This window comes from Micromonospora sp. NPDC005203, from assembly GCF_042872705.1.
Lineage (GTDB): Bacteria > Actinomycetota > Actinomycetes > Mycobacteriales > Micromonosporaceae > Micromonospora.
Genome location: NZ_JBIAKV010000002.1, coordinates 679,596 through 698,940 on the forward strand (window position 1 = coordinate 679,596; position 19,345 = coordinate 698,940).

The window sequence follows — 19,345 nt, forward strand, 5'->3', positions numbered from 1 at the left end:
GTCCCTTCCCTGCGGGGGGCCCTGTCCCGGGCCCCCCGCGCCCTGTTTCCGTCGCTCGCAGGCAGGGCCGGAAAGCAGCCCGGCTCAGACGGCGCGCAGCAGGTCGGCGGCACGCTCGGGGGAGATGTCGTTGATGAAGACACCCATGCCGGACTCGGAGCCCGCCAGATACTTCAGCTTGTCCTTGGCCCGCCGGACGCTGAACAGCTGCAGGTGCAGGTGGCCGAACTCGCGGTCGATGCGCACCGGTGCCTGGTGCCACGCCGAGATGTACGGCATCGGCATGTCGAACAGGCCGTCGAAGCGGCGCAGCAGATCCAGGTAGAGCGGCCCAAAGGCATCCCGCTCGCTGTCACTGAGCGCCGGAATGTCGGGTACCACCCGGTGTGGCGCGACGTGCACCTCGAACGGCCAGCGGGCGGCCGCCGGGACGAACGCCGTCCAGTGTTCGTTTTCGGTGACCACCCGGTCGCCGGTCGCGCGCTCGGCGGTCAGCACGTCCGCGTACAGGTTGCCCCCGCCGGTCCGTTCCGCGTGCCGGCGTGCCGCGGCGAGCAGCGCGCGGGTGCGCGGCGTCACGAAGGGGTACGCGTAGATCTGCCCGTGCGGGTGGTGCAGCGTGACGCCAATCTCGACGCCCCGGTTCTCGAAGCAGAAGATCTGCTCCACGCCGGGCAGTTCGCCGAGCACCTCGGTGCGGTCGGCGAGCGCCTCCAGGACGGTGCGGACCCGGCTCGGCGGCAGGCTGGCGAAGGAGGCGTTGTGGTCCGAGGTGAAGCAGACCACCTCGCATCGGCCGACTCCCGGTCGAACAGGCGTGAACGGGGTGATCTCGCCGGGCTCCTCGGCGACGCGGCCACTGAGCGACGGGAAGCGGTTCTCGAAGACCACCACGTCGTAGTCGGGCGCGGGCACCTCGGTCAGCCGATCACCCACCGACGGGTCGAGGGGGCACTCGTTCGCCGGGGGGAGGAAGGTGCGGGTCTGCCGATGCACGGCCACCGCCACCCACTCGTCGGTCAGCGGGTCGTAGCGCAGTTGGGATGCGGGGGGCGGCGGCGGCAGGTCGCGGCGGTCCGGCTGGTCGCGGACCGCGTCGTCGCGCTCGTCGAAGTAAATCAGTTCCCGGCCGTCGGCCAGGTCGATCGCGGTGCGTTTCACTGCGCCGCCCCCTCACTCGTCGGCGTGCGCGTCGCGCGGCCCGCCCCGGTCGCTTCTACCATGATCAATTCGCCCACCCGTTCGCCGAGTACCCGCCGTGCGGGCGCAGGCAACCGGTCGTCGCTGACCAGTACGTGTGCTGCCGCCAGCTCGACGATCGAGGAGATGCCCACCGTGCCCCACTTGGTGTGGTCGGCCAGTACCACCAAGCGGTCCGCCGCGGCCACGAGTGCCCGGTCGGTCTCCGCCTCCATGAGGTTCGGGGTGGTGAAGCCGGCCCGCTCGGTGATGCCGTGCACGCCCAGGAAGAGCAGATCCAGGTGCAGTGCCCGGATCGCCCCGACCGCGAGTGGGCCGACCAGCGCGTCCGACGGCGTGCGGACGCCTCCGGTGAGCACCACTGTCTGGTCCGGTCGACCACCGGCGTGCAGGATCTCGGCCACCGGCAGCGAGTTGGTCACCACGGTCAGGCCGCGGACGTCCACCAGCTTGCGGGCCAGCTCGGCGGTGGTGGTGCCGGCGGAGAGCGCGACCGCCGCGCCCGGCCGGACCAGTTGGGCCGCCCGATCCGCGATGGCCGCCTTCTCCACCAGTTGGCGGACCGACTTGGCGGAGAAACCCGGCTCGTCGGTCGAGCTCGGCCCGGCTGCGGTGGCGCCGCCGTGCACCTTGGCCAGCAGGCCACGCTCGTGCAGCGCCTCCAGGTCACGACGGATGGTCATGTCGGAGACGCCGAACTCGGCCGCCAACTCACTCACGCGGACACCGCCGGTGGACCGGACCCGATCCAGGATGGCCGCCTGCCGCTGCTGAGCGAGCATTCGCCGTGCCTCCCGGAGGTCCCCGTACTCTCACGCGGTCAAACGTGTTCCAACAAAGACGAACACTAGCGCGGAGCGGGCGGCGGCCGGACAGCGGCTACGGAAACACCTCAGGAAGAGGCGATCTTCAGCTCCACCCAACCGGTCTCGGTGAGCTGGTTCAGCACGGCCTGAACGGCGTCCGCGACGTTGAGATCGGTGGTGTCCAGCACCAGGTCGGCGTCGCTCGGCTCCTCGTACGGGTCGTCGATGCCGGTCATGCCGGTGAGCAGGCCGGCCCGCGCTCGCGCGTACAGGCCCTTGCGGTCCCGGCGCTCACACACCTCCAACGGGGTGGCGACGTGCACCAGCACGAAACCCGCCCCCGCGGCCAGGGCCATCTCGCGGGCGGCGGCACGGGCCGCCGCGTACGGGGCGATCGGGCAGCAGATGCCCACCCCCCGGTGCCGGGCGATCTCGGCGGCCACCCACCCGATCCGCCGGACGTTCGTGTCCCGGTCGGCCTTGCTGAAGCCCAGCCCGGCGGTGAGTTCACGGCGCACCACATCCCCGTCGAGCAGGGTCACCGTGCGGTCGCCGCTCTCCCGCAGCGCGTCCGCCAGCCCGCGCGCGATCGTCGACTTGCCGGAGCCGGAGAGGCCGGTCAGGAAGACCACCAGCCCCCGGTGCCGGCGCGGTGGCCGGGCGCGGGCCAGCTCCCTCGCCACGGCCGGCGGGGTGTGCCACTCCGGCAGGGGGAAGCCCCGATCCAGCAGGTCCTCGATCTCCTGCTGGGTCAGCGCGAGCCGACGGTTGCGCGGAGGGATGTCCTCCCGCCAACGCCACTGCCCGTCCCTGTTGTCGTAGGCGAGTTCCCGTGGCACCAGCACCCGCAACCCGGCACCGGAGAGCATCTCCCCGGTGGAGAGCAGGTGGGTGACCCCGTACGCGGCGGAGACCCGGGCGCGCAGCAGCGCGTCGCTGATCTCCTCCCGGCGATGCGACAGCGGCACCGCGATCACGGTGGCGGGCGGCATCCGGTCCCGGGCGGCGAAGATGATGCGGACCAGTGCCTCGGGCGGAAGCCCTCCGACGCCGCCCTCACCGACCGGGATCATCACGAGCAGGTGCGCGGCCAGCGTGCGGGCTGCGTGGGCGATCTGAGCGAGCTGGGGACGGTGCAGCGGCCGGTCGGCGATCACACCGAGCACCCGGCCCGGGGGCAGCAGCGCGCGGACCTCCTCCGGGCTGCGACGCAGCCGCTGGAACGGGCCGTGGCCGCCGTCGCCCAGCCGCCGGACCTGGCCGCCAACCCCGGCGACGCCCTCGCGGACCGGCCAGACGTCCGCCACATCCAGGGCAGCCGCCGGCGCGCCCTCGCCGTCGGTCAGCACCAGCGCCCGGCGGGCCGGGTCGCGCGGATCGAAGCCCTGAGCCAGGGCGGTCGGGACCTGGAGGGTCACCGCTACCTGCCACGGAGTGCCGTCGGCCAGTTGGCCGCGCCGGCTGACCGACACCAGGTCGGCACGGGTCATGAAACCGGTCAGGGGGGTGTACGCACCGGTCAGCAGCAGCTCCAGGTCAGCGAGCTCACCGGGACGCGGCGTGTACGCCGGTGCGTCCTGCAGCACCTCGTCGGGCAGCACCCAGCCGTTGCTCATCCACACCCCCCACTCGCTGACCGGCACACAGTTTCGCAGCCGACCGTCGATCGGTCGAGGCCGCCACTCCACGATCCGGCCGGGCGGATCAACACCGGATCCGCCGACCCCGCCGACCACTGCCGACCGCACCCCGAAACCGGTTGTGGTCGGTGCGGAGGACGGACTCGCTCGACATCCAGGTGACGCGGGCACGACTCCCGACAGGCCGGGAGATGAATGGTGTCACCCCGGATCGCCGTTTCCCGAGGCGGGGTCGCGCCGGACGCGCTACCGGCGGCAACGGTTCCACCACCCTCGGCGGGGGACCCTAAGGGTCCGTCGGGGCAAGGATCAGGGAAGCGCCGGGGGCGCGCCGGTGTCCGTGGTGGGCGTCGACTCCCTACGCTGGCAGCGTGACACTGATCGCGACCCAGTCGCTCACCAAGACGTACGGAGGTCGGGTCACCGCGCTCGCCGACCTCACCGTCGCCGTCGAGCCCGGGATCATCGGCCTGGTGGGCGCGAACGGCGCCGGAAAATCCACGCTGATCAAGATCCTGCTCGGCCTGATCGCCCCGACCAGCGGTCAGGTCTCGGTGCTCGGCATCGACCCGTCCGCCGACCCGGCGGCGGTCCGGGCCCGCGTCGGTTACATGCCCGAGCACGACTGCCTCCCACCCGACCTGTCCGCCGCCGAGTTGGTCACCCACCTCGGGCGGATGAGCGGTCTTCCCCGCACCGCCGCCCGTGAGCGAGCCTCGGAGGCCCTGCGGCACGTCGGGCTCTACGAGGAGCGTTACCGCCCGGTGGGCGGCTACTCCACAGGCATGAAGCAGCGCGTCAAGCTGGCCCAGGCGCTTGTGCACGACCCCGATCTGCTGCTGCTCGACGAGCCGACCAACGGTCTGGACCCGGCCGGCCGGGACGCCATGCTGGCGCTGGTGCACCGGATCGGCACCGAGTTCGGCATCTCCGTGCTGGTCTGCTCGCACCTGCTCGGCGAGGTCGAGCGGATCTGCGACACGCTCATCGCCATCGACGGCGGCAAACTGCTGCGCGCCGACCACATCTCCGCGATGACCACGGCCACCGATGTGCTCGCCGTGGAGGTCAGCGAGGGCACCGAGGAGCTCGCCGCCCGGCTCGCCGAGCTGAAGCTGCCGGTCGCGCGGGACGGGCGACTGCTGCTCGTGCCACTCGGCGACGACGGCACCTACGACCTGATCCTCGGCGCGGTCGCCGAACTGGACCTGCCACTGCACCGACTGGACCAGCGCCGGCACCGGGTGGCCGAACTCTTCGCCACGAGGGAGCTCTCCCATGCCTGAGCCGACCGCAGCCGCCGTGCGACCCGCGCCGACAGGCGTGATCCACGACATCGGCTACCAGCGCTACGAGGGCCCGAGGCAGGGCCGCCGGCAGGTCTTCGGCGCGCTCTACGGGCACGGGTTGCGCACCGTGTTCGGCTTCGGGCGCAGCGCCAAGGCCAAGATCTTTCCGTGGCTGGTAGTCGGCATCGTCAGCCTGGTCGCGGTGGCCCTGGCCGCGATCCGCAGCCAGATCGGCGAGCCGGTCGCCACGTACGCCCAGTTCGCCGACGCGATGAGCTGGCTGGTCATCTTCTTCGTCGCGGTGGCCGCGCCGGAGCTGGTCTCCCGGGACCTGCGCAGCGGCGTCCTGCCACTGTATTTCTCCCGACCGCTGCCCCGCGGCGACTACGCGCTGGCCAAGCTGCTGGCGCTGGTCACGGCGCTCTGGCTGCTGCTCGGGGGGCCGCAGTTGCTGATGTTCCTGGGTGCCGCGTTCACCACCAAGCAGGGCATGCGCGGGGTCTGGAACGAGCTGCTCGACCTGCTGCCCGGCCTGCTCTACGCCGGGCTCTGGGCGGTGGTCTTCGCCTCGATCGGCCTGCTGGTCGCCTCGCTGACCGGCAAGCGGGCCTTCGCCGCCGGCGGCGTGGTCGCGGTCTTCCTGATGACCACACCGATCGTGGGCGTGCTGAGCATCCTGCCGTCGCAGACGGCCAACGAGCTGGCCGGGCTCGCCTCGCCCTCCACGCTGGTGCAGGGGGTGGGCATCTGGTCGCTGGGCGACCTGCTGGTCGAGGGCGATCCGGGCGAGATGCTGATCGGCGGGTTCGGCCCGGTCTACGCCCTGGCCGCGGTGCTGTTGGTCGCCGGCGCGACCGCCCTCCTGCTGGTCCGCTACCGGAAGGTCGCCTCCTGATGAGCACGCTGAACCTGACCGGGGTGTCCCGGTGGTACGGCAACGTGGTCGCGGTCAACGACATCAGCATGGCCCTGGGGCCGGGCGTGACCGGGCTGCTCGGCCCGAACGGCGCCGGCAAGACCACGCTGCTGCACATGATGGCCGGGTTCCTCTCCCCGTCGCGCGGCACGGTGACACTGGACGACGAGCCGACCTGGCGCAACCCGGACGTCTACCGACGGTTGGGGCTGGTCAGCGAACGGGAGGCGGTGCAGGGCTTCCTCACCGCGTACGAGTTCGTGCTGGCCAGCGCGAAGCTGCACCGGCTGGCCGATCCGGCGGCGGCCGCCCGGCGGGCGATCGACCTGGTCGAGCTGGAGTCGGCGCAGAGCCGTCGGATCGGCACGTACTCCAAGGGCATGCGCCAGCGGGCCCGCGTGGCCGCCGCGCTGGTGCACGACCCGCAGGTGCTGCTGCTCGACGAGCCGTTCAACGGGATGGACCCGCGCCAGCGGCTGCACATGATGCAGTTGCTGCACACGCTCGGCGACGCCGGCCGGACCATCCTGTTCAGCTCGCACATCCTGGAGGAGGTCGAGCAGGTCTCCGGGACGGTGCAGGTGATGGTGGCCGGGCGGTTGGCGGCCTCCGGCGACTTCCGGACCATCCGCCGGTTGATGACCAATCGCCCACACGTCTTTGCGGTGCGTTCCACGGACGACCGGGCGCTGGCCGTCGCGCTGATCGCCGAGCCGTCCGTCAGTGGGGTCGAGCTGGACCCCACCGGCCTGACCGTGCGGGCCGGTGACTACGGCGCCTTCACCCGGGCACTGCCCCGGATCGCGCTCAAGCACGGCATCCGGGTGCGCCAACTGGTGCCGTCCGACGAGTCTCTGGAGAGCGTCTTCTCCTACCTGGTGGAGGCCTGACATGTCGACAATTACCTGGATCACCGCACGCGGGCTGTTCGGTAGGCGTCGGTTCCTGCTGCTGCTTCCGCTGCCGTTGGTGCTGCTCGGGCTGGCCGTGCTCTGCCGGTCGCTGGGGGTGGACCCGGGCGAGTGGGGGCCGCCGGTGCTGGTGGGCCTGGGGCTGGCCGTGGTGCTGCCGGTGGTCGCGCTGATCATCGGTACGGGCGTGTTGGGTGCCGAGATCGACGACGGCACGGTTGTGCACATCCTGACCAAGCCGCTGCCGCGCTGGCAGATCGTGCTGCCGAAGCTCGCGGTCGCCGCCGGGGTCAGCGCGGCCACCGTCGCGGTGCCGCTCTACGTCGCGGGCGTGCTCGCCAATTCGGTACGCCTCGGACTGGCGCTGGCGGTCGCGGCGACGCTCGGCGCGCTGGCGTACTCGGCGTTGTTCCTCGCCCTCAGCCTGGTCACCAGGCGGCCGGTGCTGCTCGGCCTGGTCTACGTGCTGATCTGGGAGGGGCTGCTGGGCAACTTCGTCAGCGGCACCAAGGTGCTCTCCATCCAGCAGTACGTGATCGCCCTCACCGACCGGATCGCCCCCACCGGGCTGTTGGAGACCACCGTGTCGGTGCCGGTCGCCTCGGTGATGACCGCGTTGGTCAGCGTCGGCTTCACCGTGCTGGCCATCGACCGTCTGCGCTCGTTCAGCGTCGCCGGCGAGACGAGCTGAGACCAGTGCCCGACGGTCATCCGGCCAGCCACCCCTCGGCGGTAGGGCTGGCCGGATGGACCGGTCGGCCCCCGTCGGGCCAGGCTGTTGGGTGTGAGCGTCGAAGCGAAGCGGACGTCGTTGGCTGAGCCATACTCCCGGAGCAGCCGGCCGTGGCTGACCAGTCTGGCGGTTGCCGGGCTGGCCTGCGCCACGGTCGCGACGGCGGCCCAGGGCAGCGGGCAGTTCCACTGGTGGGCCGTGTTCATCCTGATCCCGGCCGCGTTGATCGCGGCCAGTGGCGGCCCGTTGCTGGCTCGGGGCGGTGGCCGGGCGTTCGCCGGGTACATGCTCGCCTGCGTCGGCACCATCGTGTTCGCGGTGGGCGCGCTGCTGATGTTCGGCGTCATGGGGCGGGGTTGGCCGTTGCTCGTGGTGCTGCCCTGCCTGGCGGTCGCCGGCACCTACGGTTGGCGGGCGGCCCACCCGCTGGCCCGCGGCCTGCACCGGGCGGTGGCCCTGCTCGCGCTGACCGGCGCGATGCTCGGGCTGACCCTGCAAGCGATCCGGGTGAACCTGGTCGACCTGGAGACCGGTTGGTGGGGTGCGTTCATGATGCTGGCCGGCGTCATCGTGTTGGGCAACGCGGGCGAGCTGACCCGACACCGGATGCCGTACCGCCTTCAGGCGATCACCCTGCTGGTGGGGCCCTCCGTGGTCGCGTTCCTGCTCGGGCTGCGCTTCCTGCGCGGCTGGTGACGGCCGGTCCGCCGCCGCCCGGGGGGGAGCGGCGGCGGACCGGCCACCTGATCAGGCGGTCACGGAGACGGTGACAGTGCCGATGACGATCCGGTGATCCGAACAGGGGCCGCCGCAGGTGGTCGCGATGGCGAGTGAGTCGCCGCTGTACGACCCGGCGATCCGGTCGTTGCGAACGAAGATCAGGTCGATCTTCTTGCCCTGGCCGCAGAGACCCTCGGTGTTGCCGTCGTAGACGGTGGTCTCGCCGTACCCGGGGCAGCGGCTGTCGGTGTCGTCGAGCTCCCGGTAGGCGCCCGTGTTGCCGCCATTGTTCGGCGTGTTCAGAGTGGTCGAGTACCAGGAGTCGAGCCGTCCGTAGTGCGGCTGGGCGTTGAAGTCACCCGCGATCAGGACGGTGTCACCGTTGGCGGCGAAACTGTCGATCCTGCTGCGTACCTCGTCCAACTGGGTCGCGTTGATGTTCTTGCCGTTGATCACCGCGTTCGACGGCGTGATGTGGGTGGTGCAGAACCGCAGGTGTGGGCGCGCTTCGAGCGGGGCGCAGAGCAGCTTGCGCCGCTCGCTGGTGCCGTCCGCGGCCAACGCGTAGCGGTTGGCCGCTCCGAGGGGTGCCCGGCTGAAGAGGGCCACCCCGAACGGTTCACCGCCACACGCGGTCTCGCTGTGCGCCTCGAACCGGGAGAAGTTGGTGTCGTCCTGCGGCCAACCGGACGCGAGCAGGTTCGCCTGGACGGCCTTGTACTGGCCCCAACAGAGCTCGTTGAGGGCGGCGAAGTTGGCGGCCCGGTTGCGGATGGAATCCGAGAGGGCCGGGATGAGGCCGGTGCCGGTGGCGCCTCGGTGGATGGTCCAGCCGGCGACGTTCCACGTCCAACCGGTGTAGGTGGCGGTGACCGTCGCCGCCTGGGCGGGTCCGGCCAGGCCGACGGCGAGCAGTAGCCCGGCCGTGAGCCCGGCGACGAGTGTACGAATGCGCATGATCCCCGTATTCACTGTGCTGGATGGTGGCCGATGATCATCGCATCGGTCAGCGCGACCGTCCAGCACCCGTAACGGGTCAGAAGGCGCAGGCGATGACCAGCTCCGGGGTGCGGTCGGGGAGCAGGTCGAGTTTGTCGATCCGGCCGGCCGCCCGGAGGTCGTCGGCGACCAGGGTGAGCTGCTCCAGAAGGGCCGCCGGGCCGAGCGCCTCGGCCAGCGGCACCTCCGCCCTCATCGACAGCTTCCGCTCCGACTTGGCCCGCCGCACCTGGCTCAACGCGTCCCCGGCGAGCCGCAGCAGCGCCGGGTCACCCGAACCCTCGATCGACCGGGCCACCTCGTAGGTGGTGGGCCACGTCGCGCGGTGCACCGAACCGTACCGCCACCACGACCAGACCTCCTCGGTCACGTAGGGCAGCACCGGGGCGAACAGTCGTAGCTGCACCGAGAGCGCCGAGGCCAGCGCCGCCCGCGCCGAGTCGCCGGCCGCGCCGGTGGCGTACGCCCGCTCCTTGACCAACTCGATGTAGTCGTCGCAGAACCGCCAGAAGAACGCCTCGGCCGCCTGCAACGCGGCCGTGTGGTCGTAGGCGTCGAGGGCGGTGCTCGCGGCGGTGACCACGGTGGTCAGCTCGGCGAGCATGGCCCGGTCCAGTGGCGTGGTCGCGGGGGAGCGCAGCGCGTCCGCCGCACCCAGCCCGAGCGCGAACTTGGACGCGTTGAGCAGTTTGGTGGCCAGCCGACGGCCGATCTTGATCTGCGCCGGGTCGAAGGCCAGGTCCATGCCTGGCTTGCCGCTGGCCGCCCAGTAGCGCACCGCGTCCGAGCCGTGCTGCTCCAACAGGGCCAGCGGGGTGACCACGTTGCCCTTGGACTTGGCCATCTTCTTGCGGTCCGGGTCGAGGATCCAGCCCGAGAGCACGGTGTCCCGCCAGGGCAGCACCCCGTGCTCGAAGTGCGAACGGACCACGCTGTCGAAGAGCCAGGTCCGGATGATCTCCTGCCCCTGCGGGCGGAGGTCCATGGGAAAGACCTGCGCGAACAGCTCCGGATCGGTCTCCCAGCCACCGACGATCTGCGGTGTCAGCGACGAGGTGGCCCAGGTGTCCAGCACGTCCGGATCACCGATGAAGCCGCCCGGATAGCCGCGCTGCGACTCGTCGTACCCGGGCGCCGGATCACTCGATGGGTCGACCGGCAGCGCCGACTCGTCCGGAGTGAGAGGGTGGGACCAGTCCGGCTCGCCGGTGTCGTCGAGCCGGTACCACACCGGCACCGGCACCCCGAAGAACCGCTGCCGACTGACCAGCCAGTCGCCGGTCAGGCCGCCCACCCAGTTGTCGTAGCGGTGCTTCATGTGCACCGGCACCCAGTGCAGCTCCTCGCCGCGGGCCAGCAGTGTGGCCCGCAGGTCGGCGTCCCGGCCACCGTTGCGCAGATACCACTGTCGAGTCGAGACGATCTCCAGTGGTCGGTCACCGCGCTCGTAGAACTTGACCGGATGGGTGATCGGGCGTGGTTCGCCGACCAGGTCACCCGCGTCGGCCAGCATCCCGACGATCTCCCGGCGGGCGCCGTTGACGGTCTGCCCGGCCAGCGCCGCGTACGGCTGTGCCGGCACCCCGGCCGGCGGCTCGGGAAGCAGCCGGCCGTCGCGGCCGATGACCACGCGGGTGTCGAGGTCGAGATCCCGCCACCACGTCACGTCGCTCAGGTCGCCGAACGTGCAGACCATCGCGATGCCGGTGCCCTTGCCCGGATCGGCCAGCGGGTGGGCGCGCACCGGCACCGCGACGTCGAACAGCGGGCTGCGGACGGTCGTGCCCAGCAGGTCGGTGTACCGCTCGTCGTCGGGGTGACAGACCAACGCCACGCAGGCGGGCAACAGCTCCGGTCGGGTGGTGTCGATCTGCACCGCACGCCCGTCCGGCCCGGTGAACCGCAGCCGGTGGTATGCGCCGGGGCGCTCCCGGTCCTCCAACTCCGCCTGGGCCACGGCGGTGGCGAAGCCGACGTCCCAGAGCGTCGGCGCCTCCGACTGGTACGCCTCTCCGCGCAGCAGGTTGCGCACGAAGGCCCGCTGACTGGTGGTCCGGGCGATCCGGCCGATCGTCGTGTACGTCAACGACCAGTCCACCGAGAGCCCGAGCCGTCGCCACAGCGACTCGAAGGCCTGCTCGTCGGTGGCCGTCAGCCGTTCGCACAGCTCGATGAAGTTGCGCCGGGAGAGTGGGGTGGGGTCGCGGCGGGCCGCGTCGTCGACCGGAGTCGCCGGTGGCCGCCACACCGGGTCGTACGCGAGCGCCGGATCGCAGCGCACCCCGTAGACGTTCTGCACGCGACGCTCGGTGGGCAGGCCGTTGTCGTCCCAGCCCATCGGGTAGAAGACAGCCCTGCCGCGCATCCGCTGGTATCGCGCGACGATGTCGGTGTGCGTGTACGAGAACACGTGCCCCATGTGCAGCTCGCCCGATACGGTCGGCGGCGGGGTGTCGATCGCGTACACGTCCCTCCGCTGTTTCGAGCGGTCGAACGCGTACGTGCCCTCCTCTTGCCAGCGGCGTGCCCAGCTCTCCTCGAGCCCGTCCAGGGTCGGACGCTCGGGGACGCCGGCGCGGGCCGTCCTCGCCGTATCGGTCATCCAGCGATCGTAGGCATCTTCGGGGGGACGGACCACGCAGTTGCGGATCGCCGGTTCAGATCAGCGAGTCGCGCCACTGCCGGTGCAGGGCCGCGTACCGGCCGCCGGCCTCGGCCAGCACGGCGGGTGGGCCGTCCTCGACGACCTTTCCGTCGTCGAGGACGAGCACCCGGTCGGCGGTCTCCACGGTGGAAAGTCGGTGCGCGATCACGAGGGCGGTGCGGTCGCGCAGGATCGTGCCGAGCGCGTGCTGCACCAGCCGTTCGGTCGGCACGTCGAGCGACGACGTCGCCTCGTCCAGGATCAGCACGCTCGGGTCGGCCAGGAACGCCCGGGCGAACGCGACGAGTTGGCGCTCCCCGGCGGAGAGCCGGCCGCCGCGACGGTGCACCTGGGTGGCGTACCCCTCGGGCAGGGCGGCGATGAAGTCGTGCGCGCCGATCGCCCGCGCCGCGGCCTGGACCTCGGCGTCGTCGGCGCCCGGGCGGCCGAACCGGATGTTCTCCGCGACACTCCCACTGAACAGGTGGTTCTCCTGCGTCACCAACACCACGGCCCGGCGTAGGTCGGCGTCGCAGACGTCCCGCAGGTCGACCCCGTCGAGCTGGACAGTGCCGGTGTCCGGGTCGTGGAAACGGGCGACCAGTTTGGCGATTGTCGACTTGCCCGCGCCGGTCGGCCCGATCAGCGCCACCGTCTGTCCGGCCGACACGGTCAGCTCCAGCCCGCCGAGGATCGGGGTGCCGGCACGGTATCCGAAGGAGACCGCCCGGAAGGTCACCGCACCGCGAACGGGTCCGGTCGGCAGCGGTGTGGGCCGGGCCGGCTCGCCGACGGCCGGCCGCTCGTCGAGCACCCCGGCCAGCTTCTCCAGCGCGGCGGTGGCCGACTGGAGGGAGTTGTAGAACTGGCTCAGCTCCTGCATCGGCTCGAAGAAGCGACGCAGGTAGAGCAGGAACGCGGCGAGCACACCGACCTCGGTCTGGCCGCCGAGCACCCGCCAGCCGCCGTAGCAGAGCACCGCCGCCACGGTGACGTTGCCGATCAGCTTGATCGCCGGCGAGTACGTGGCGATCAGTCGGAACGTGTGCAGGCTGGTCCGTCGGTAGTCGTCGCCGAGCGCCACGAAGATCCGTTGGTTGCGCGGTTCCCGGCGGAACGCCTGCACCGCCTTGATGCCCCGCATCGACTCGACGAAGTGCACGATGACCAGCGCGACGGCGTCCCGGGTCCGCCGGTACGCGCTCGCCGACGACCGGGCGAACCAGCGGGAGAGCCAGAACAGGAACGGGAAGGCGAGTAGCGTCACGGCGGCCAGCGGCAGGTCCAGCCAGAGCAGGATGGCGGCCACCGACAGCATCGACAGCCCCGCCATCACCAGGTTGTCGATCCCACCGTCGACCAGTTCGGCGATCGAGTCCATGTCACTGGTGAGGCGGGAGACCATCCGGCCGGAGGTGTAGCGCTCGTGGAAGCCCACGGACAGCCGCAGGAAGTGCCCGAACACCCGCTGTCGCAGGTCGAGCAGGACGGCTTGGCCGATCCGGGCGGAGAGGGTGAGGAACCCGCGCCGGGACGAGTACTCGGTCAGCGAGGCGAGCACGAACGCCCCGGCGACGGCGACCAGCGGGCCGGGGTTGCCGGCGCGTAGCGGCGCGATGGTCCGGTCGATGCCGATCATGACCAGGTACGGACCGGCCATCGCGGCGGCGTTCTGGGTCAGCAGCAGGCCGACCGCGGCGGCGAGTCGCCTCCGGTGTGGTCGGAGCTGTTCGGCGAGCAGTGCCCGGCTGAGCCGGCGCAGCCGGGCCACCGCCTCGGGCGCGTTGTCCTCGGCTTGGCTCCGGTCCGCCTCCGGGTCCGTGGCGGTCCCGCGCCAGCGGGTCAGCTCAGGTTCCTCCTCGGGCGGCGGTTCGGCAGGCTTCGGCACGGTCACGAGCGCACCAGCCCCCACCCGTCGGAGGGGAACGGGCTCGGGCCGGCGGCTTCCGTCGCCGGTGGATGCCCGGTGGGTGGGTCGGCGGCCAGCAACGCCCGGTACGTCGGAACTGTGGCCAGCAGGTCGGAGTGCCGGCCCACGGCGGTGATCCGTCCGTCTTCGAGCAGCGCGACCCGGTCGGCCAAAGCGATCGTCGACGGCCGGTGCACCACCAGCAGCGCGGTGCTGTCGCGCAGGACCCGTCGCAGTGCCGCCTCGACCAGCGCCTCGGTGTGCACGTCGAGAGCGGACAGCGGGTCGTCGAGCACCAGCACCGCCGGTCGGCCGAGCACGGCCCGCGCCAACGCGAGCCGCTGACGCTGCCCGCCGGAGAGGGAGATCCCCTGCTCGCCCACCCGGGTGGCCAACCCCCACGGCAGCTCGTACGCGAAGTCCGCCTGGGCGAGCGCGAGGGCCGCGCGGACGTCGTCGTCGCCGGCGTCGGGGTGCCCCAGGGTGAGGTTCTCCCGCACCGACATGGAGAAGAGCGTGGGCTCCTCGAACGCCACCCCGACCAGGCGGCGCAGCGAGGCCAGCCGTAGTTCGCGCAGGTCGTGCCCGTCCAGGGTGATCCGGCCGGCGGTGACGTCGTGCAGCCGGGGCACCAGCGAGAGCAGCGTGCTCTTGCCGGAGCCGGTGGCCCCGACCAGGGCCAGCGTCTCACCCGGCTCGATGGTCAGGTCGATCTCGTGCAGCACCGGTGCGGCGGCGCCCGGGTAGCTGAACGCGACGCGCTCGAAGCGGAGCCGCCCGTGGACCGCGTCGCGGGGGAGCGCGAGCGCGCCGGGGGAGTCCACGATCCGGGGTGGGGTGTCCAGCACCTCCTGGATCCGGTCGGCGGCGGTAGCGGCCTCCTGGCCGTTGGCGATGATCCAACCCAGCGACTGCACCGGCCAGATGAGCATCAGTTGGAGGCTGACGAACGCGACCAGCTCGCCGATGGTGAGCGCACCTCCCGCGGCGGCGGCCGCCCCGGCCACCAGCACCACGCCCAGGGTCACGTTCGGCACCAGGTGGAGCAACGCCGAGGTGTTGGCCAGCAGTCGACCCTTGCCGACGCCGGTGTCGTGCAGCCTCCGGACCCCACCGGCGAAGCGGGCGGCCAGTTCGGGCCCTCGGCCGTACGCCTTCATGGTGCGCAGGCCCTGCGCGGTCTCCTCGACCAGGGTCGCCACGTCACCCTGCTGGTCCTGCATCCGCCGGGACGCGGCATGGTAGTGCCGCCCGAACCGGCGGCTGATCAGCAGCAGCGGTACCGAGTTGGCCGCGACAAGCGCACCGAGCATCGGATGCAGGTTGATCAGCAGCACCACCACGACGACGTAGGTGGCCAGGTTGAGCACCAGGAAGAACACGCCGAAGGAGAGGAACCGGCGGATCACCGACAGGTCGCTGGTGATCCGGGAGAGCAACTGGCCGGACTGCCAGCGGTCGTGGAAGCTGGTCGGCAACCGTTGCAGGTGGGCGTAGACGTCGGCACGCAGCGCCGCCTCCATGCCCACCGACGAGGAGGACTGCACCCACCGGCGGACGAAGATGAGCACCGCCTCGGCCACGCCGAGCAGCAGCGCCAGGCCGCCGAGCTGGAACAACCCGGCCGGTTCGTGTCGGGCCACCGGCCCGTCCACCACCCGCTGCACGACAAGCGGTACGGCGATCCCGGCCGCCGTCCCCGCGAGGCCCGCGACGAGCAACCAGGCGAACTCGGCGGCGTAGGGCCGGAGGTAGGGGCGTAGCCGCCAGAGGTTGTGCAAGGGGTGCCGGGGCGCGGCGACCCGGCTGGCCGGGTTGCCGTCGCTTTCCACAGGCATACCAGACGGTAGCGTCAATGCCAGGCGACGCCGGTGTCAGCTTGCTGTCAGGCGTCGCTCATGACCGAGAAGCCACGTCTTCACGTCCAGCCCCCAGCGGTACCCACCGAGGGTGCCGTCGGTGCGCAGCACCCGGTGGCAGGGCACGAACAGTGCCGCCGCGTTCCGGGCGCAGGCAGCCGCGGCGGCCCGCACCGCCGGTGGTCGACCGGCCAGCGCGGCGTAGCGGGTGTAGGTGACCGGGGTGCCGGGCGGCACCTCGCGCAGCACCTGCCAGGCGTGGGCCATGAACTCCCCGCCGGTGCGCTGGCGGACCGGCACCGCGTCGATGGCGTCGAGGTCACCGTCCAGGTAGGAGTGGACCGCCGCGGTGATCGGGCCGAGGTCGGCCCGTTGGCGTACCGGCGCCCGCAGGGTCGGGTGGATCAGGGGCAGCAGCGCCGCCGGGTCCGGGGTGAAGCCGGCCGCCCGTACGTCGCCGTCCGGGCCGGCGAGGATGCTCAACGGACCGGTCGGCGTGCTCAGTACGGTGCTGTCGATGCTCATGCCGCTCTCCAGAGTCTCATCGTTGCGTAGGACCGCCAGGGACGCCAACGGTCGGCATACCCGTCGAGGGTTGTCGGGTTGTCGGGCAGGCCGAGGGCGGCGGCGCCGCGCCGGACGGCGAGGTCGGTGCTGAGCAGGATGTCCGGGTCGCCGAAGGCGCGCATGGCCAGGTAGTTGGCGGTCCACGGGCCGATGCCGGGCAGCGCGAGCAGCCCGCGAACGGCCTCCTCCCGATCCACTCCCGCCGCCAGGTCCACCGACCCGTCAAGGACCGCCCGCGCCAAGCCGCGCAGGGTCTCCCGCCGCCCCACCGGCATCCCAAACCCCGCGTCCGGCAGCGACAACAACTCCTCTGGACTCAAAAACCCCCGCAGTCCCTGCGCCCCGTCTCGCCGCCCACCCTCCGCGCGTCGGTGATCATGAGGTTGTTGTCCCGACACACCGGAGTCGGTGGCAAAAACCTCATGGTCAACCTGGGCGGGGGCGGGGGCGGGGGCGGTCAGGAGGCGGGTCAGGGTTTTTTGGGCGGAGGCCACCGAGACCTGTTGGCCGACTATGGCGCGGACGGCCATCTCGAAGCCGTCCACCGCGCGGGGGACGCGGATGCCCGGCTCCGCCGCGACCGCCGGGGCTAGCGCCGGGTCGACGGCCAACGTGGCGTCGATGGCAGCCGGGTCCGCGTCCAGGTCGAGCAGCCGGCGGCACCGGGCCACCGCGGGTGCCAGGTCGCGCAGGTCGGTCAACCGCAGCGTTGCCGCCACGTGCCCGGCCGCCGGGGTCAGCGCCACCTCGCCGGTGCCGTGGGGCAACCGCAGACCCCGGTGGTACGTCCCGTCGCGGACCTCGTCCACCCCGGGCAGTGCCCGCACCGCGAAGAAGTCCAGTAGCGCCCGGGCGTGCAGCGGCGGACGGTACGCCAGCCGCAGCGCGAGAGTGCCCGCACCGGCCGGCGCCCGCTGACCGCCGCGCGCCGTCCGCAGGTCGGACGGGGCGCTCGCGTACACCTCGCGGAGCGTGTCGTTGAACTGCCGGACGCTGCCGAAGCCGGCGGCGAACGCGATCTCGGCCATCCCGAGGTCGGTGGTCTCGATCAGGATCCGGGCGGTCTGTGCCCGCTGGGCGCGGGCCAGCGCGAGCGGTCCGGCACCCATCTCGGCGCTCAGCATCCGGTGCAGGTGTCGTTCGGTGTAGCCCAGGCGGGAGGCCAACCCGGGTACGCCGTCCCGGTCGACCACGCCGTCGGCGATCAGCCGCATCGCCCGGCCGACCACGTCCGCGCGGACGTCCCACAGGGGTGAGCCCGGCGCGGCGTCCGGCCGGCAGCGGCGGCAGGCGCGCAGCCCGACACCCTGGGCCGCGGCGGCGGACGGAAAGAAGCGGACGTTCTGCCGCTTGGGCGTGATCGCCGGGCAGGACGGCCGGCAGTAGATGCCGGTGGACGTCACACCGGTGTAGAACCAGCCGTCGAACCGCTGGTCCCGACTGTCCACGGCCCGGTAACACCGCTCGAAGTCCAGCTCCATGTCACCGATGATGCCCCGCTTGATCGGTCACCGGCTGGCGGGAATCGGACTTTGCCGTGTCGGTGAGCAGGGACCTCGTCAACGGGGGCGGCGGCGACGCCGATGCGGCTGGGCGGCGCGGCTCGGCTGGGCGGCGCGGTGGGGCTGACCGGTGAGCAGGGCCGAGCGGAACACGCCGTCCGGGTCGTACCGCTTCCACAGCCGTCGTACCCGGATCCCGGTCTCGCCCGGGTAGATCCGGGCGAACGCGGCCGGGTCCGGTCGGCTCTCGAAGTTGGCGTACGCGCCGTCGGCCCGCGCTCCAACGGCCCGCCAGGCGGCGTCCAACGCCGCCCCACCCTGCGGTGGGAACACCGAGGCGACGACGAGCGTGTCCTGGTGGCGATGGGCGTACGCGGTAGCGTCGGGTGCCACGTCGTTGACCGCGCCCCCCAGCGAGCGGAGCTGCACCACAGCTCGCCCCGGCCCGGTCACCGCCCGTTGCACGGCCCGCGCGCCCGCGTCGTCCAGCCCGGTGAACAGGCCGTTCGTGGTCGTGCCGCGCTGCTGCCCGACGTTGGGGTTGAGGTGCGCGGTCGGCACCAGGGTCGGATAGGGCAGCAGGTCGGTGCGGTGTTCGAGCACCTTGCCGATGGCGAGCAGCGGCTCCACCGCGGGCCGGGCCCGGCGCAGGCTCTCGGCGGCCACCACGGCGGTGATGGACATGAGGGTCGAGCGGCCCTCGGCGTACACCACGGCCGCCGCGGACAACTCCCGTGGGGCCTGCGTGAGGTAGGCCGTCCACTCCCGGATGGTGCGCCCGTCCGGATGCGCCTCGACGACCAGTTGCGTCACGCCGACGTTGCGCTGCTCGACCGCCTCGATCTCGAAGGCCACCACGATCCCCGCACCAGCTCCCGCGCCCCGAACCAGCCAGAACAGGTCCGGCTCGTGCGCGGCGTCCGCGCGGACCAGCGTCCCGTCGGCGAGCACCACCTCGACCGCGCGGACACGGTCGAGGGTGAGACCGTGGGCGCGGACCAGCCAGCCCACGCCGCCGCCGGTGGCCAGGCCGCCGACACCGACGCCACCGTAGTCACCCGAGCTGACGACCAGGCCGTACGGCGCCAACGCCTTCGCGACGTTCGCCCAGCGTGCGCCGGCCTCGACCCGGACCAGCCCGGCCCGCTCGTCGAGCACCTGCACCCGGTTGAGCAGGGACAGGTCGATGACCACGCCACCGTTGTTCGAGGAGGCCCCGGAGAAGCCGTGTCCGCCGCTGCGGACGGCGATCGGCAGCCGCTGCTCCCGCGCGTAGCGCAGCGCGTCGATCGCCTGCGTGGTGGTCTTCGGCAGCAGGACCGCGGCCGGCGAGGCAGTCGTGGTGTACGTGGAGCGCAGCTGCGCGTACCGGCGGTCGCCGGGTGTGACGATCTGCCCGGTCAGCGAGGTGGGCACCCGGGGCATGGTGGTGCTCATCGGCACCCCTGCGGCCCGCACGTCGGATGTCCGGGATCGGTCATGGCCCAAGGATGGGCGGGCTCACCGGCCTCGGCAAACCCGGTGGGCCACCGCCTGCCGTTCCCGGGGACGCGCGGCGCTCGCTGGCGCGGGGAGGACCGCCTGGAGGTGACCGGAATCTCCGGTCAGGCCGGGGCGAGGACGCCGCCGACCTGACCGGTCCTGCTCAGC

At 72.1% G+C, this 19,345-nt stretch carries 15 protein-coding genes; 5 read left to right on the forward strand and 10 right to left on the reverse strand.

What is annotated here, in order from left to right:
• Positions 1-84 precede the first annotated feature (84 nt).
• From galT to cysC, 3 genes are all read right to left on the reverse strand, one after another.
• Positions 85-1,161, reverse strand: a complete 1,077-nt coding sequence (gene galT / locus ACFYPM_RS08455; protein ID WP_387192600.1) for a galactose-1-phosphate uridylyltransferase — start codon at positions 1,159-1,161, stop codon at positions 85-87.
• Entirely contained in the window at positions 1,158-1,982 is an 825-nt protein-coding gene (locus ACFYPM_RS08460) for a DeoR/GlpR family DNA-binding transcription regulator (RefSeq protein ID WP_387192603.1), read from the reverse strand. Before ACFYPM_RS08460 ends, galT begins: the two co-directional genes overlap by 4 nt.
• Positions 1,983-2,092: 110 nt before the next feature.
• Positions 2,093-3,622, reverse strand: a complete 1,530-nt coding sequence (gene cysC / locus ACFYPM_RS08465) for an adenylyl-sulfate kinase (protein ID WP_387192606.1) — start codon at positions 3,620-3,622, stop codon at positions 2,093-2,095.
• Between the two features lie 395 nt (positions 3,623-4,017).
• Between cysC and ACFYPM_RS08470 the strand changes: the two genes are divergently transcribed.
• The 5 genes from ACFYPM_RS08470 to ACFYPM_RS08490 all read left to right on the forward strand — a co-directional run bounded on the left by ACFYPM_RS08470 (position 4,018) and on the right by ACFYPM_RS08490 (position 8,191).
• Positions 4,018-4,932: an ABC transporter ATP-binding protein gene (locus ACFYPM_RS08470; protein ID WP_387192609.1), complete on the forward strand. Its 915-nt coding sequence runs from the start codon at positions 4,018-4,020 to the stop codon at positions 4,930-4,932.
• Positions 4,925-5,830 (forward strand): ABC transporter permease, encoded by a 906-nt coding sequence (locus tag ACFYPM_RS08475; RefSeq protein ID WP_387192612.1) that lies wholly within the window; start codon positions 4,925-4,927, stop codon positions 5,828-5,830. Before ACFYPM_RS08470 ends, ACFYPM_RS08475 begins: the two co-directional genes overlap by 8 nt.
• A complete protein-coding gene (locus tag ACFYPM_RS08480; protein WP_357246986.1) occupies positions 5,830-6,741 on the forward strand; it encodes an ABC transporter ATP-binding protein in 912 nt (303 codons plus the stop codon). The genes ACFYPM_RS08475 and ACFYPM_RS08480 overlap by 1 nt, the downstream gene beginning before the upstream one ends.
• Position 6,742: 1 nt before the next feature.
• Positions 6,743-7,453 carry an ABC transporter permease gene (locus tag ACFYPM_RS08485; RefSeq protein ID WP_357246983.1) on the forward strand — a complete coding sequence of 237 codons (711 nt, stop codon included), beginning with the start codon at positions 6,743-6,745 and terminating at the stop codon, positions 7,451-7,453.
• Positions 7,454-7,546: 93 nt separating this feature from the next.
• Positions 7,547-8,191 carry a hypothetical protein gene (locus tag ACFYPM_RS08490; protein WP_387192616.1) on the forward strand — a complete coding sequence of 215 codons (645 nt, stop codon included), beginning with the start codon at positions 7,547-7,549 and terminating at the stop codon, positions 8,189-8,191.
• 51 nt (positions 8,192-8,242) lie between these two features.
• Here the strand turns inward: ACFYPM_RS08490 and ACFYPM_RS08495 are convergent, their stop codons facing one another.
• The 7 genes from ACFYPM_RS08495 to ACFYPM_RS08525 form a co-directional block, all read right to left on the reverse strand.
• On the reverse strand, positions 8,243-9,172 hold the full coding sequence (locus tag ACFYPM_RS08495; protein WP_387192619.1) for an endonuclease/exonuclease/phosphatase family protein: 930 nt from the start codon (positions 9,170-9,172) through the stop codon (positions 8,243-8,245).
• 79 nt (positions 9,173-9,251) lie between these two features.
• On the reverse strand, positions 9,252-11,816 hold the full coding sequence (valS, locus tag ACFYPM_RS08500) for a valine--tRNA ligase (protein ID WP_387192622.1): 2,565 nt from the start codon (positions 11,814-11,816) through the stop codon (positions 9,252-9,254).
• A 55-nt stretch (positions 11,817-11,871) separates the two neighbouring features.
• Positions 11,872-13,752, reverse strand: coding sequence for an ABC transporter ATP-binding protein (locus ACFYPM_RS08505; RefSeq protein ID WP_387192625.1), 1,881 nt, complete (start codon positions 13,750-13,752; stop codon positions 11,872-11,874).
• Entirely contained in the window at positions 13,749-15,605 is a 1,857-nt protein-coding gene (locus tag ACFYPM_RS08510) for an ABC transporter ATP-binding protein (protein ID WP_387192628.1), read from the reverse strand. The genes ACFYPM_RS08505 and ACFYPM_RS08510 overlap by 4 nt, the downstream gene beginning before the upstream one ends.
• Before the next feature lie 36 nt (positions 15,606-15,641).
• Complete coding sequence (locus ACFYPM_RS08515; RefSeq protein ID WP_387192631.1) at positions 15,642-16,151, reverse strand: methylated-DNA--[protein]-cysteine S-methyltransferase; 510 nt, start codon at positions 16,149-16,151, stop codon at positions 15,642-15,644.
• Entirely contained in the window at positions 16,148-17,674 is a 1,527-nt protein-coding gene (locus ACFYPM_RS08520; protein WP_387192634.1) for a DNA-3-methyladenine glycosylase 2 family protein, read from the reverse strand. The genes ACFYPM_RS08515 and ACFYPM_RS08520 overlap by 4 nt, the downstream gene beginning before the upstream one ends.
• A gap of 78 nt (positions 17,675-17,752) precedes the next feature.
• A complete protein-coding gene (locus tag ACFYPM_RS08525) occupies positions 17,753-19,132 on the reverse strand; it encodes an FAD-binding oxidoreductase (RefSeq protein WP_387192637.1) in 1,380 nt (459 codons plus the stop codon).
• Positions 19,133-19,345 lie beyond the last annotated feature (213 nt).